Raw genomic sequence first — 13,279 nt, 5'->3', positions numbered from 1 at the left:
TCCTCTATGTTACTGGCCGTGGCGCGCCTTCGCCACTGGGCGGGGCAGCGCATGTCGACGCGGCACAACAGGCGCGAAAAACAGGGGGGTTCCACATGAACGAGTCGGCGACGACTGCTGCGATACCGGTCCGGGTCGAGAAGGGTCTCGTCCACAAGCACGACGCCGGGCAGGTACTGCTCTCGGGTCTCGAGCGCCTGGCGGAGGACGAGTTCCTGATCGCGGCGGACTGGACCGAGGCCGGTGACCTGGGGGATGGCGCCGTTCTCCTCACCGAAACGATTCGGCAGACCTTTCCGCTGCTGTCGCACGCCGGTTACGGCGTGCCGTTCGGCCACCGTCTGCTCTGGAGCGAGTACCGCTACGCGCTGAACCTGCCGAACCTGCGCGAGAACGGCACCGGCGGCCGGCCCGATCTGCACATCCGCTGCTACGACGTCGTCCGCCGCCGCGACCGGGTCACGGCCCTGTCCCTGCACATCACCGTGGAGCGCGACGGCGAACAACTGGCCACCGCCCACACCCGGTTCACCATCCAGCCGCCCGCCATCTACGACCGCCTGCGCGGCTCCCACGGCGACGCCCACCGCATGCTGGAACTGGCCCGCAGCCGCCCGCTGCCGCCCCCGGTCTCCGGCGCCGGCGAGGAGTTCCGGGACGTGGTGCTCTCGCCCACCGACACCACCGACCGCTGGCAGCTGCGGATCGACACCCACCATCCGATGTACTTCGACCACCCCAGCGACCACGCCCCGGGCATCCTCCTGCTGGAGGCGGCCAAACAGGCCGTGCGCACCCTGCGCCACCCCCGGGTCGGCGTCGCCGAGGCGATGGAGACGGTCTTCCACCGCTACGTCGAACTCGACTCCCCCTGCTGGGTGGACGCCCAGCTGCTGCCCGACGACCAGCTCGGCCGGGCCCGCTTCCTGGTGACGATGCACCAGGACGGCAGGCTGTGCTTCACCGCGCTGGTGTCGGTCGCGGGCGACCGGACCGGCTGACGTCCGCCGTCCGGCCGACCCCCGGCAACGTCTCTCCGCCCACCGCGGCGACATGGGCGCCGAGCACCATGTCGTCGCCGACGGCGACGGGACGGCCGACGGAGCGCAGGAGGTCGAGGTCGGAGGCGTGATCGGCGTAGGCGGCGGCGCGCGACGGGGACACCGCGCGCCGCCGCATCAGCGTGCGCGCCAGTCGGCCCTTCTCGACGCCGATGACCGGGTGCTCCACCAGGCCCGTGCAGACGCCGTCGGCGTACTCCGGCTCGCTGCACAGGATCTCGTCGGCGCCGAGCAGTTCGGCGACCGGCTCCAGACAGGGCCGGAACGAGCCCGACACCAGCACGATCAGCGCCCCCCGAGCCCGGTGCCGGCGTAGCGCTGACACCACCGGCGGATGCAGCAGCGAGCCCCCGGCGAGTTCCGCGTCGAACCAGGCCCGGCCGTGCGCGAACAGCTCCTCACGCGGGCGGCCGGCGTACAGGCGGTAGTACTCGCGGTTGGTGACCAGCCGGGAGACACCCGCCGCCGACCGGCGCCGCAGGGTGCCCGCCGCCTCCTCGTACACCGACGGCGGCAGGCCGCGCTCGCGGTAGTGGAAGCGCAGGAAGCGGAACATGCTCTTGACGGTGATCAGTGTCTCGTCGACGTCGAAGAAGGCGATCTCGACGGGGGCGTCGGCAACTTCTGACATGGGCTACGGCCTTCCGGGTGGGTGAGTGGGAGAGGCCGGGCGGCGGCCCCCGGGGGGAGGAGGGGCCACCGCCCGGCGGTATCAGGCGGCCGCGGGGACCGATGCGCCGGCGCGTGAGGTCAGGTAGGCGCGGGTGCCCTTGCCGGGCGTCTTGCGGCCGAGGTGTCCCGTGGCCACCAGCTGCCTCAGCAGCGGGGCCGACTCCGGTGCCCGGCAGCGCGGGTCGGCCTGCAGCCGGCGCTGCACCTCCAGGGCCACGTCGGCCCCGACGGTGTCGAGCAGCCGTACCGGGCCGAGCGGCTGACCGCCCACGGACCGCGCGGTCGCGTCCAGTGCGGCGGTCGTCGTCTCGTCCGCGTCGAGCAGGTGAAGAGCCTGGTTCAGATACGGGAAGAGGAGCGCGTTGACGATGAAACCGGCCCGGTCGCCGCAGCGCACCGTCCGCTTGCCGAGCCGTTCGGCCACGGCGCGGGCGCGGGCCAGGGAGTGCTCGCTGGTGCCCGCCGCGGGGACCAGCTCCAGCAGGCGCATCACCGGGGCCGGGTTGAAGAAGTGCAGGCCCAGCACGTCGGCGGGGCGGCCCGCGGGTTCGGTGCAGTCGGCGACCGGCAGGCTCGAGGTGGACGTGGCCAGCAGGGTGCGCGGTGCGCAGACCGCGCCGAGTTCGGCGAACAGCCGCCGCTTGACCTCCAGGTCCTCCACCACCGCCTCGACGACGACGTCCACCGCGCCCAGCACCGAGCGGTCCGCGGTCGCCCTGAAACCGCCCCCGCCCGCCTCCTCGTCCGCGCCCGTGCGCCGCAGGGCGAACTCCACGCGCTCCGCGGCCGCCCGTGCCTTCTCCTCGGTCCGGGCCAGCAGCGTGGTGTCGAAGCCGCCGCGCACGAAGGACTCCGCGATGCCGGTGGCCATCGTCCCCGAGCCCACGACCACCACCCGGCGGCCGGGCGGCGCGGTCGGCTCCGCGCGGCGGCGCGGCCCCTCCTCGCGGCCGTAGTGGTGGAAGCCGCGGCCCGTCTTGCGGCCGAGGGCGCCCCGCGCGATCAGCTCGTCCAGGACCGGTGCCGGGGCCGCGTGCCCGTCGGCCGTCCCGGCGAGGCGGGAGAGCAGGTCGCGTGCGGTGTCCAGACCGATCGCGTCCAGCACCGCCAGCGGCCCCTCTTTCCAGCCCGCGCCGAGCCGCATGGCGGTGTCGACGTCCTCGGCGTCGGCGTACCCCTCGTGGACCATCCACGCCGCCCGGTTCAGCAGGCCGAGCAGCAGACCGGGGGCGAGCGAGCCGGGCCGGTCGACGACCCGGTGCGCGGTGATCCCGGCCGCCGTCAGGACCCCTTCCACCCGCTCGGCCGCGGCATCCCCGGCGCCGGGAGCACGGGCGACCTCCACGGCGTCCAGGTCGTCGGCGCGCAGGAAGCGCAGCGCGAACAGGTCGGAACCCGCGGCCTCCCGCAGCTCGGCGAGGGGGGTGGTCAGCGCGGTGGTGACCACCGGGGTGCCGGGCCTGAGCAGCCGGCGCGCCCTGGCCAGCACCAGCCGCTTCAGTGCCGCCGGTTCCGGTACGGCCTCGATCACCACGTCGGCCTCGGCGAGCCCCGCAGGGAAGCGGGACACCGTACGGGGGCGCTCGGGCGGGCTCAGTTCCTCGGCGCGGGCCAGGGCCGCCGGGTCGTCGTCGACACCGACGACGGCGAGCCCCGCACGGGCCAGCCGGCGCACCAGGGCCAGTCCGGTACCGCCGAGACCGACGACGGCGACGGTGCAGGGGGGCGGCGCGGGGGTGCCGCCGGGCTGATCGGGCATGGTGTGCTCCTGTTGGTGGGGAGGGTGTCCGGGGTGAGGGAAGGGGCGCGGGGCCGTGTCGACATGCGGCTCCGCCGCGGGGCGCGACCAGCCACGAGGGCGCGGCGGTCGGCCTAGTAGCGGCTACCCGTGGCGGCAGGAGCCGCGTTGAGCTCCCGCAGGTCGCCCGCCGTCAGGCGCAGTCCGGCCGCGCCCAGGTTGTCCGCCAGATACCGGGACTGTTTGGTGCCGGGGACCGGAATCACATGCTCGCCCTGCGCGAGAGTCCAGGCGATGGCGACCTGCGCCGCGGTCGCCCCGTGCCGGGCGGCGACCTTCTCCACCGTCTGCGTGATGCGCAGGTTCGAGGTGAACGCGGCACCCGTGAAACGGGGGTTGGTGGCCCGGAAGTCGCCGGACTCGAAGTCCTCTGGGCGGGTGTAGCGCCCGGTGAGGAACCCCCGGCCGAGCGGCGCGAACGGCACGAACGCGGCGCCGTGTTCGGCGCACCAGCCGGAGATCCCGGTGCCGGGGTCGAGCGGTTCCCGCGTCCACAGGGAGAGTTCGGACTGCACCGCCGCCACCGGATGGACGCGGTGCGCGGCCCCGGCCTGCTCCCGGGTCACCTCCGACAGCCCGAGGTGGCGCACCTTGCCCGCCCGCACCAGCTCGGCCAGCGCGCCCCAGGACTCCTCCAGCGGTACGGCGGGGTCGACCCGGTGCAGGTAGTACAGGTCGATGACGTCGACGCCGAGCCGCTTCAGGGAGGCGTCGGCCGAGCGGCGGATGTGCTCGGGGGAACCGTCACGGCTCAGGGTGCGGGTGGCGAGGTCGTCCACGACGATGCCGGTCTTGGTCGCGACCACGGCGTCGCCGCGGCGGCCGGCGAGAGCGCGGCCGACGAGGGTCTCGTTGTGGCCGGCGCCATAGGCGTCGGCCGTGTCCAGCAGGACCGGCCCGGCGTCCAGGGCCTGCCGGATCACCGCGACCGAGACCGCGTCGTCGCGCCGGGACTCGGCATAGCCCCAGCTCATTCCCATACATCCGAGGCCGACGGGGTGGACGGCGAGTCCGGTGGAGCCGAGGACACGCGTGCTCACGTGAGGTTCCTTCCTGTCGAGGGGGTCGAGGGGGTCGAGGGGGTCGAGGGGGTCGAGGGGGTCGAGGGGAGCAGGGGGGAGGCGGGGGGGAGCAGGGGGCCGGGGTGCTGTCACCCCGGCCCCGTCAGGCCGCGGCGGTGAGGACCAGGGCGGCGTTGTGTCCGCCGAACCCCAGCGAGGTGCTCGCGGCGACGCTCATCCGCCGGTGCCGCGCCGCCCCGGTGACCACGTCGATGTCGACGTCGATCGCCGGGTCCAGCGACAGCACGTTGGCGGTGGGCGGCATGGCCCCGTGGTACAGCGCCAGCGCGGTGTACGCCGCCTCGACGGCACCCGCCGCGGCGAGGGTGTGGCCGGTGACGCCCTTGGTGGAGGTCACCGCCGCACGGTCGCCGAGCACCGAATACAGGGCACGGGCCTCCGTGAGGTCGTTCATCGGGGTGGAGGTGCCGTGCGCGTTGACGTGCTCCACTTCGCCGGGGAGCACGCCGGCGTCGTCCAGCGCCGCCCTGAGCGCCCGGGCCAGACCCTCGCCCTGCGGATGCGGGGCGGTGGCGTGGTGCGCGTCGGACGTGGCGCTGAACCCGGCGATGTCCGCGTAGCGCCGGGCACCGCGGGCGGTGGCGTCCTCGCACCGTTCCAGGACGAGGATCGCCGCGCCCTCGCCGGCCACGAAGCCGTCCCGGTCCGCCGCGAACGGCCTCGACGCCGCAGCCGGTTCGTCCGTACGGCCGGACAGGGCGCCCATCCGGGACAGCCCGTTGAGCGTGCCGGGGCTGATCGCCGACTCGGTCCCGCCGGCCAGGACCACGTCGCACAGGCCCGACAGCAGCCATTCGCGGGCCGTGCCGATCGCGGACGCCCCCGACGCGCACGCGGTCGCCGTGACCAGGCTGGGGCCGTGGATGCGCAGGTCCATCGCGACGTATCCGGCGACCATGTTGACCATGCTCATGGGGATCATCAGCGCCGACACGTCCTCGGGGGTGCCCTCGGAGTAGGTGCGCAGCTGCTTCTCCAGCGTGGTCGCGCCGCCCAGCGAGTTGCCGATGACCACACCCACCCGGGTGCAGTCCCAGGAGCCGGTGTCCAGGCCGGAGTCGGCGACCGCCTGCCGGGCGCCGACCACGGCGAGCTGGGTGAAGCGGTCCAGCTTCCAGGCGGTGCGCCGGCCCAGCTCGGCCGTGGGGTCGAAGCCGGGGACCCGGCAGGAGATGTCGACCTTCTCGCCCTTCAGCTCCGGGTCGGTGGCCGCGGCGGAGACGCCCGACAGCACGCGCCGCCAGTTCTCCTCCACCCCGATACCGGCCGGGGTGACCAGGCCCATACCGGTGACCGCGACACCGCGGCCCCGGGCCACGCCGCTCACGCCTGCTCCGCCTTCGCGCGGATCACGGCGACGGCCTCGTCGAGGGTGAAGGAGGACTTCAGCTCGCCCTCCTGCAGGACGATGTCCATCTCCTTGCGCAGGATGAGGCTCAGTTCCACGAGGATCAGGGAGTCGATCTCCAGCTCGTCGAAGGTGACGCCGGAGAGCAGCTCCGCCTCGTCGAGGCCGAACTTCTCGCTGATCAGGGCGGAGACGCGGTGCTTGAGGGACTCCTGGTTCAGGACGACGGGAGTGCTCATGGTGAGTTTCCTTCCGGTGTTCGGTGTTATTCGGTGTCGGGTGATCCCGGTTCTCGGTTCCGGGGGTTCCGGGTGCGGTCAGTGGGTTTCGAGGTCCGGCCAGACGAGTGCGGCCGAGCCCCAGGTGAGGCCGCCGCCGAAGCCGGTGACGAGGACGCGGTGGCCGGGCCGCAGCTCGCCCTCGGCGGCGGCGTCGCGCAGGGCGAGCGGGATCGAGGCGGCGACGGTGTTGCCGACCCGGTCGAGGTTGGCCACGATCTGCTTCTCCTCCAGGCCGAGTTGCTCGCCGACGGCGTTGAGGATGCGGATGTTGGCCTGGTGCGCCACGACCTTGTCGACCTCGGCGGGGCTCCAGCCGATCCGGTCGAGCAGGGTCTTGGAGGAACGGCTCATGTCCAGCACGGCCCGGGTGAAGACGGGGCGGCCGTCCATGGTGAAGAAGTGGTCCCCGGCGCCCGGGGGTTCGGGCGTCGAGCGCTGCCGGGAGCCTCCGGCGCGCACGGTGATCAGATCGGCGCCGGAGCCGTCGCTGCCGAGGTCGAAGCCGAGCAGCGCGCCGGGCTCGTCCGGCTCGCCGGCCCGCAGCACCACGGCTCCGGCTCCGTCGCCGAAGATGGCCCGGGTGGTGCGGTCGGCCGGGTCGAGGATGGTGGAGAAGGTGTCCGCCCCGATCACCAGGGCCCGTTCGGCCACCCCGGCGGTGATCATGGAGGACGCGGTGGCGAGCGCGTACACGAACCCCGTGCACACGGCCGACACGTCGAAGGCGGGCACCGTCCCCAGCCCGAGCCGGTGGGCGACGTCCGGGGCGGTGGCCGGGCACGGCCGGTCGGGCGTGCTGGTCGCCAGCACCACCAGGTCCACGTCCGTACGGCGGGCCGAGGCGAGGGCGTCCCGTCCGGCGGCCACCGCGAGGTCGGAGGTGGCCTCACCCGGCGCGACGACATGCCGCCGTCCGATCCCGGTACGGGTCCGGATCCACCGGTCGGAGGTGTCGAGCCGCCCCGCCAACTCCTCGTTGGAGACGACCCTTTCCGGCAGCGCCCCGCCCAGCCCGCACACCACCGCGGCGCGGCTCATGACGCCAGCTCCTCTGTCCCGCCGTGGCGGGAGTGAGGCCCGGGCGCGGCGGGAGCCCCCGGGGTGCCCGCGGCGGTCGGCCGGCCCACGGCGTCCGCCGCGCCGCCTGCCGGAGCGGAGGGGCCGACCGCCCGCAAGGCCGTCCCGGGGGCCGTCCGGAAGCTGCTCCCCGCCCTGCGCAGGGCCGTACGGACCGCTGTCGGTTCCGGGGCGACGATCGCCGCCACATGGCCGTCGGGGCGGACCGCGAGGGCCCTCGGGACGGTGCCGAGCAGCGGGGCGAAGCCCGGCCAGGCGGAGATGTCCCGTACCGGGACGTCGTCGGGCACGGCCGCCGTCACGGACTCCCGCGCGGACAGCCAGGCGGCGTCCTGGCGTTCGCCGGCCCACAGCAGCAGCGTCAGCCGGCCCGGGTCGATCGAGGGCCAGCGTTCGGCGCCCGGCTGGGGGTCGTCGTGCGCGGCGAACACCGGCAGCCGGTCGCCGACGCGGATGCGGCGGGTCAGCCCCGGCAGGGTGTCGCGCAGGGACTCGGCCGGCCGGTAGCTCACGTCGTGCTGCGCCATCAGCGGGGCGCCGAACCGCTGCAGCACCCCGGTCCGGTGGGCCAGCCGTACGGTGGCGTCGCGCAGGGCGAGTTCGTGGCGCCGCTTGAACAGCCCCCAGCTGGTCTGCTTGGCGGTGGTCAGCACGATGCGCTCCGCCGCCAGGTGCCGGTCGCTGTCGTAGGTGTCGAGGATCCCCGGCTCGAAGGCGCCCCGGACCACACCGGCCAGCTTCCAGGCGAGGTTGACCGCGTCCTGGATGCCGGTGTTCATGCCCTGCGCGCCGGCCGCGCTGAACACGTGCGCCGCGTCGCCCGCGAGGAAGACCCGCCCCGCCCGCATGGTCTCGGCCACCCGGCGCCGGGCCCGGAAGATGGTGGACCAGTCCAGCTCGCCCACGATGCCGGGCCGCGGCGAGCGCTCGTCGAGGAACCGCTGGAACAGCTCAGGCGGCGGCCCCTGTTCCTCCCGCCAGTCCGGCACGCTGATGGCGAGCCGGTACACCCCGCCGCCGAAGGGCGCGATCCCCAGGGCGCCGGAGCGGGAGTAGCAGTACACCAGCGCGTGCTGGTCCAGGTCGCCGGCGACGGGACCGTCACCGATGGCGAAGAGCACGTCGTTTCCGGAGCCCAGCAGCTCGATCCCGGCGAGGCGGCGCACCGCGCTGTGCGCGCCGTCCGCGCCGATCACGTACTCCGCCTCGATCCGTTCGACGGTGCCGTCGGCCCGCCGCACCTCGGCGACCGGCCGGGGGCCCGAGGTGTCGAGCCCGGTGAGGGAGCCGAACTCGATCTCCCCGCCGTACGCGGCCAGTCGGGTGCGGATCACCTCCTCGGTGGTGTCCTGCGGGACGACCACGCCGAAGGGGTACGGCGTGTCGGCGAGCCGGCTCATCTCGATGGCGCCGAGATGCCGCTTGTCGGAGTAGTACTGCACCGAGTCCAGCCGGTTGCCGAGCTCGATCAGCGGCTCGGAGGCGCCGATCCGGCCGAGCAGTTCGAGGCTGCGCGGCCAGACCACGCTGGCCCGGGAGTGCTGGAGGGGACCGGCGGCCGAGTGGTCGACCAGCCGGACCGCAACACCCTGCGCGAGCAGTTCGGTGGCGAGTACGAGTCCCACGGGGCCCGCGCCCACGACGAGGACGGGACGCCGCTCACCGGGACCCTCGCGCTGAGGGAACGTCATGACAGTGCCTTTCACAAGAAGACGGAAGAAGAGGAACGAAGCCGAAAGAAGACGGGATGGGCGGCAAGTGCCCGGCGGTTCAGGTCCGTCGCACGACGACCGCGCTCCACGTGAACCCGGCACCCGCGCTCAACACGGCCGCGTACGCGCCGCGTTCGAGGCGGTGTGGCCCGGTGTCCGTGGTCAGGGCGGCCAGGTTGGACAGCAGGTCGCCGGCACCGAGATGGCCGGTGCGCTCGCCCAGGTCGGCCAGGGGCGCGTCGGTGACCGCGGCGACGGCGGGGCCGTACACCTCCCGTGCGGTGGCCCGGCCGAGCCGCGGCAGCAGGACGGCGCTCAGTCGCCGCCCGCCGGTGCCGACGCCGGCCTCGGTCAGCGCGTCGGCCAGGACGGCCGTGGTCTCGTGCCGCAGCCGTGCCAGGAACCGCTCCCTGCCGTGCTCGGCGAGGAACGCCTTCTTGGTCCGGCGGACGTCCACGGACGTACCGCGGGTGTGCGGGGCCGGGTGGAAGGCGCCGGTGTCACGGTGGGCGCTCTCCAGCTCGGGCGCCGCCCGGGTGCGCAGGGCGTGCAGGGCGAGCGCGCCGTCCGGGGCGGGCCCGGTGCCGACGACGGCCGCGGTGGCGCCGTCGCCGTACCAGACGCCGTAGTCCCCGCCCCACCGGTCGAAGCCCGGCGGGGCGAAGCGGTCGGCGGTGGTGACCAGGACCGGACCGCCGCCCGGCTGCGCGGCGAGTTGGTGGGCCGCGGCGCGCAGGGCCGCCGCCGCGCCGTTGCACATCTGCTGCACACCGGTCGGCACGGCGTCCAGGGCGCCGGCCCCCGCGGCCACGTAGTGCGCGGGCGACCAGAAGTCGTGGCCCTGGTAGTACGTCCAGGCGTGCAGGACCGCGTCGAGGTCACCGGCCGGGCGGCCGGACCGGGACAGGGCGCGCCGGGCGGCGCGCACCGCCATCTCGGGGGCCGACAGGTCCGCGGAGACGGGCAGTTGCTCGTAGCCCATGGCGTCCGCCTCGTCGGCGCTCACCCGGCCGGCGGCCAGCGCGTCCGCCGTCTTCTCGGCGGTGGGCGGCAGCCACTCGGCCGGCGCGAGCCATGTGCCGTCGGGGGTCATACGCACTCCTCGCCGTCGAGGAGCGGGACGCCCGTGGACGCGGTGGTGGTGTGCATCTGCCCGGAGGCGATGACGTCGCCGTCCTGTTCGAAGTCGATGTGGAAGGTCCTGAGGTCCGGCAGCATCAGGCTGAGGTTGTCCTCGTGCGCGTACGGCTCGGTCTTGCGGATGTGCACGGTCGTCGGGGAGTCCAGCTCGGCGTACCGGGTGAAGGAGAACTCGAAGCCGGCGACCGTGCTCCGGCTGACCGAGGCGCCCCACAGGTCCGACACCCCGAGCAGGCACAGCTGGCGGCCCGCCTCCATGAGCACCATGCCGGGTACGTGGTCCTGGCCGTGGTCGAACATGCTGCGGTTGTCCAGCGGGACCCGTACGGTCGCGGAGGCGTTGTCGCTGCCCACGGTGGCGTCGGCGAGCACGACGTTCGCCGGGTCGCTGCGGCCGACCAGGTGCGGGGCGACGTACGAGGTCTGGCGGGGCAGGTCCTTGAACGGCACCAGCGGCCTGCCGCGGCCCTGCAGCCGGACCGTGTCGTAGACCTCGGCGGGGATGTAGCCGACGTCCATGCGCACGAAGCCGAGGCAGCGCTGGGCGAGCTTCATGTCGATGCCGAAGGACAGCCGGCGCACATCGCCGGGCGTGCCGCGGCGGTTGCTCGTGCGCACCGAGATCCGCAGCTCGCCGGGCCGCTCCTCGTGCGGGAGGGTGAGCAGTCCGGGCAGCTCCATCGACCAGGACCGCAGCAGGAACTTGCTCTTGCGCGAGACCCCGGCGTACTCGTGGCCGCCGTAGGTCTCGGCCTGCCGGCAGCACTCCAGCAGCAGCATGGGGTCGGGGCTGCCGAGGCGTGAGGTGTGCTCGGTGTAGTAGGCGTGCAGCGGGGGGAGTTGGGCCGCGGCGAGGTATTCCTCCTCGCCGGTCTGGCGGGCGTCGGTGAGGAACACCTCGGAAAGCGCCCAGCGGTGCAGCAGAGAACGGTCCACGGTGCGCATGAATTCGAGATGCGCGGCACCCGGGAGGCAGGTCTTCTTCTCGGTGGAGGTCATGGGATTCGATTCCCTTTTCTCTCGCTTGATTTCATGGTCCAGGGGGGTGGCAAAGCGCTCACTAAAAGCGAACTCAAGGGGCTGCCCGCCGGCCCACCCAGGCGAGCGGACCGCAATAGCCGTTGCCGGCCCGGTCCCAGCTCGCGCGAGGGGCGCGGGGCTCGGCGGCAGCGTCGTCGGCGGCCTCGGCGCGAGCCCGCAGCACGCTCAGCACGGCCACCAGGGCGCCCAGTTCGTCGGGTGTGGGGTCGCCGCGCACCACACGGAAGGCGGCCTCGTGCAACACGTCGGCGTTCACAGCGGGGTGATCCCGTGCTTGCGCTGCGGCAGCGCCCGGTGCTTGGTGCGCAGCATGGCCAGCGAACGGGCGAGCACGGCGCGCGTCTCACCGGGTTCGACCACGTCGTCGACCAGGCCGCGTTCCGCCGCGTAGTACGGGTGCATCAGCTCCGCCCGGTACTCCCCGACCATCCGCTCGCGCATCGCCGCGGGGTCCTCGGCGTCGGCGATCTGCCGCCGGAAGATGACGCCGGCCGCGCCCTCGGCGCCCATCACCGCCACCTCGTTGGTGGGCCAGGCGAAGGACAGGTCCGCGCCGACCGAGCGGGAGTCCATGACGATGTAGGCACCGCCGTACGCCTTGCGCAGGATCAGCTGGATGCGGGGGACGGTGGCGTTGCAGTACGCGTACAGCAGCTTCGCGCCGTGCCGGATGATCCCGTTGTGCTCCTGGTCCACGCCGGGCAGGAAGCCGGGCACGTCCAGCATGGTGACCAGCGGGATGTTGAAGGCGTCGCACAGGGACACGAACCGGGCGGCCTTCTCGCTGGCCCTGATGTCCAGCGCTCCGGCGCCGGCGAGGGGCTGGTTGGCGACGACGCCGACCACGTGCCCGTCGATCCGGGCCAGCGCGCACACCACGTTGCCGGCCCAGGAGGGGTGGGTCTCGAAGTACTCGCCGTGGTCGACGATCTCCTCGATGACGTCCCGTACGTCGTAGCCGCGCGTGGGATCGGACGGTACGAGGTCGGCGAGCCGGTCGGTGCGCCGGTCCGCCGGGTCGTCGCAGGGCAGCGCGGGCGGGGCCTGCCGGTTGTTGGCGGGCAGATAGGACAGCAGGTACCGCACGTCCTCCAGACAGCTCGCCTCGTCGTCGTAGGCGAACGCGGCCACCCCGGACACCGAGGCGTGCACGTCGGCGCCGCCCAGTTCGTCCATGCTCACCCGCTCACCGGTGACCGCCCGCACGACGTCCGGGCCGGTGATGAACATCTGCGACACGCCCCGGACCATGAAGGTGAAGTCGGTCAGCGCCGGCGAGTAGGCCGCGCCGCCGGCGCACGGGCCGAGGATCACGCTGATCTGCGGGATGACGCCCGAGGCGCGGGCGTTGCGGCTGAAGATGCCGCCGTATCCGGCGAGCGCGGTCACCCCTTCCTGGATGCGGGCGCCGGCGCCGTCGCACAGGCTGACCAGCGGGGCGCCGGACGCCTCCGCCAGGTCCATCAGCTTGTGGATCTTCGCCGCGTGCGACTCGCCGAGGGCGCCGCCGAAGATGCGGAAGTCGTGCGCGTAGACGAAGACCTGACGGCCCTCGACGGTGCCCCAGCCGGTGACGACCCCGTCGGTGTACGGCCGCTTGTGCTCCAGGCCGAAGCCGGTCGCGCGGTGCCGGCGCAGCGGCTCCAGCTCGGTGAACGACCCCTCGTCCAGCAGGAGTCCGATCCGCTCGCGGGCGGTGAGCTTGCCGCGGGCGTGCTGCGCCTCGGTGGCGCGCTGCCCGGGGCCGGCCTGCACCCCGGCCCGCAGCCGGCGCAGCTCCTCCACCCGCACATGCATGCTGTCGGGACGCTCGGGCGCCGACTCGGCAGGCGGCACCGGGCTGTGCGCCGGGGGTTTCTCGACCACGGTGGTCATGCCTTGTCCTCCCATCCGGACGCCCTCGGGAAGGCCGCCCGCAGACAGGGTTCGGGGCCCCGGACAATGCCTGACTCAAGACGTGAAAAAGCCGCCGGCCTCTTTTCCGTGCCTTGAGCGAAAAGCGAGGAGAACGCGGGCCGGAACTTGAGCGGCCTCCTCCGACGATGTTCTTCGACCGTTCGTCGGAAT

Annotated in this window: 12 protein-coding genes; 1 reads left to right on the top strand and 11 read right to left on the bottom strand. The window is 73.7% G+C overall.

What is annotated here, in order from left to right:
- Positions 1-95 precede the first annotated feature (95 nt).
- Positions 96-1,001 carry a ScbA/BarX family gamma-butyrolactone biosynthesis protein gene (locus tag ACWCQ1_RS07455; RefSeq protein WP_133044092.1) on the top strand — a complete coding sequence of 302 codons (906 nt, stop codon included), beginning with the start codon at positions 96-98 and terminating at the stop codon, positions 999-1,001.
- Here the strand turns inward: ACWCQ1_RS07455 and ACWCQ1_RS07450 are convergent.
- The 11 genes from ACWCQ1_RS07450 to ACWCQ1_RS07400 form a co-directional block, all read right to left on the bottom strand.
- Complete coding sequence (locus ACWCQ1_RS07450) at positions 961-1,692, bottom strand: HAD family hydrolase (protein ID WP_451026038.1); 732 nt, start codon at positions 1,690-1,692, stop codon at positions 961-963. The genes ACWCQ1_RS07455 and ACWCQ1_RS07450 overlap by 41 nt on opposite strands.
- 81 nt (positions 1,693-1,773) lie before the next feature.
- Positions 1,774-3,492 (bottom strand): 3-hydroxyacyl-CoA dehydrogenase family protein, encoded by a 1,719-nt coding sequence (locus ACWCQ1_RS07445; protein WP_451026037.1) that lies wholly within the window; start codon positions 3,490-3,492, stop codon positions 1,774-1,776.
- A gap of 113 nt (positions 3,493-3,605) precedes the next feature.
- Positions 3,606-4,571: an aldo/keto reductase gene (locus ACWCQ1_RS07440; RefSeq protein ID WP_358597764.1), complete on the bottom strand. Its 966-nt coding sequence runs from the start codon at positions 4,569-4,571 to the stop codon at positions 3,606-3,608.
- Positions 4,572-4,695: 124 nt separating this feature from the next.
- The gene (locus tag ACWCQ1_RS07435; RefSeq protein WP_451026148.1) at positions 4,696-5,931 is read right to left on the bottom strand and encodes a beta-ketoacyl-[acyl-carrier-protein] synthase family protein; all 1,236 of its coding nucleotides are present in this window, start codon (positions 5,929-5,931) and stop codon (positions 4,696-4,698) included.
- Between the two features lie 5 nt (positions 5,932-5,936).
- Positions 5,937-6,200, bottom strand: a complete 264-nt coding sequence (locus tag ACWCQ1_RS07430; RefSeq protein ID WP_133044096.1) for an acyl carrier protein — start codon at positions 6,198-6,200, stop codon at positions 5,937-5,939.
- Between the two features lie 78 nt (positions 6,201-6,278).
- The gene (locus tag ACWCQ1_RS07425) at positions 6,279-7,280 is read right to left on the bottom strand and encodes a beta-ketoacyl-ACP synthase III (protein ID WP_451026036.1); all 1,002 of its coding nucleotides are present in this window, start codon (positions 7,278-7,280) and stop codon (positions 6,279-6,281) included.
- Positions 7,277-9,010, bottom strand: a complete 1,734-nt coding sequence (locus tag ACWCQ1_RS07420; RefSeq protein WP_451026035.1) for an FAD-dependent monooxygenase — start codon at positions 9,008-9,010, stop codon at positions 7,277-7,279. The genes ACWCQ1_RS07425 and ACWCQ1_RS07420 overlap by 4 nt, the downstream gene beginning before the upstream one ends.
- Positions 9,011-9,089: 79 nt before the next feature.
- Positions 9,090-10,124, bottom strand: coding sequence for a 3-oxoacyl-ACP synthase (locus tag ACWCQ1_RS07415; protein WP_451026034.1), 1,035 nt, complete (start codon positions 10,122-10,124; stop codon positions 9,090-9,092).
- Positions 10,121-11,170 carry an AfsA-related hotdog domain-containing protein gene (locus tag ACWCQ1_RS07410; protein WP_358597776.1) on the bottom strand — a complete coding sequence of 350 codons (1,050 nt, stop codon included), beginning with the start codon at positions 11,168-11,170 and terminating at the stop codon, positions 10,121-10,123. The genes ACWCQ1_RS07415 and ACWCQ1_RS07410 overlap by 4 nt, the downstream gene beginning before the upstream one ends.
- Positions 11,171-11,243: 73 nt before the next feature.
- The gene (locus tag ACWCQ1_RS07405; protein WP_358597779.1) at positions 11,244-11,468 is read right to left on the bottom strand and encodes an acyl-CoA carboxylase subunit epsilon; all 225 of its coding nucleotides are present in this window, start codon (positions 11,466-11,468) and stop codon (positions 11,244-11,246) included.
- Positions 11,465-13,009, bottom strand: a complete 1,545-nt coding sequence (locus ACWCQ1_RS07400; protein ID WP_451026147.1) for an acyl-CoA carboxylase subunit beta — start codon at positions 13,007-13,009, stop codon at positions 11,465-11,467. Before ACWCQ1_RS07400 ends, ACWCQ1_RS07405 begins: the two co-directional genes overlap by 4 nt.
- Positions 13,010-13,279: the final 270 nt, after the last annotated feature.

The sequence above is a fragment of the Streptomyces sp. NPDC002144 genome, from assembly GCF_053593695.1.
This window is presented reverse-complemented; position numbering and strand designations above follow the sequence as displayed.

Coding starts and splice junctions, on each gene's coding strand:
- ACWCQ1_RS07415 (WP_451026034.1), bottom strand. CDS start 10,124: ATGACCCCCGACGGCACATGGCTCGCGCCGGCCGAGTGGCTGCCGCCC.
- ACWCQ1_RS07420 (WP_451026035.1), bottom strand. CDS start 9,010: ATGACGTTCCCTCAGCGCGAGGGTCCCGGTGAGCGGCGTCCCGTCCTC.
- ACWCQ1_RS07455 (WP_133044092.1), top strand. CDS start 96: ATGAACGAGTCGGCGACGACTGCTGCGATACCGGTCCGGGTCGAGAAG.
- ACWCQ1_RS07445 (WP_451026037.1), bottom strand. CDS start 3,492: ATGCCCGATCAGCCCGGCGGCACCCCCGCGCCGCCCCCCTGCACCGTC.
- ACWCQ1_RS07425 (WP_451026036.1), bottom strand. CDS start 7,280: ATGAGCCGCGCCGCGGTGGTGTGCGGGCTGGGCGGGGCGCTGCCGGAA.
- ACWCQ1_RS07450 (WP_451026038.1), bottom strand. CDS start 1,692: ATGTCAGAAGTTGCCGACGCCCCCGTCGAGATCGCCTTCTTCGACGTC.
- ACWCQ1_RS07400 (WP_451026147.1), bottom strand. CDS start 13,009: ATGCATGTGCGGGTGGAGGAGCTGCGCCGGCTGCGGGCCGGGGTGCAG.
- ACWCQ1_RS07410 (WP_358597776.1), bottom strand. CDS start 11,170: ATGACCTCCACCGAGAAGAAGACCTGCCTCCCGGGTGCCGCGCATCTC.
- ACWCQ1_RS07430 (WP_133044096.1), bottom strand. CDS start 6,200: ATGAGCACTCCCGTCGTCCTGAACCAGGAGTCCCTCAAGCACCGCGTC.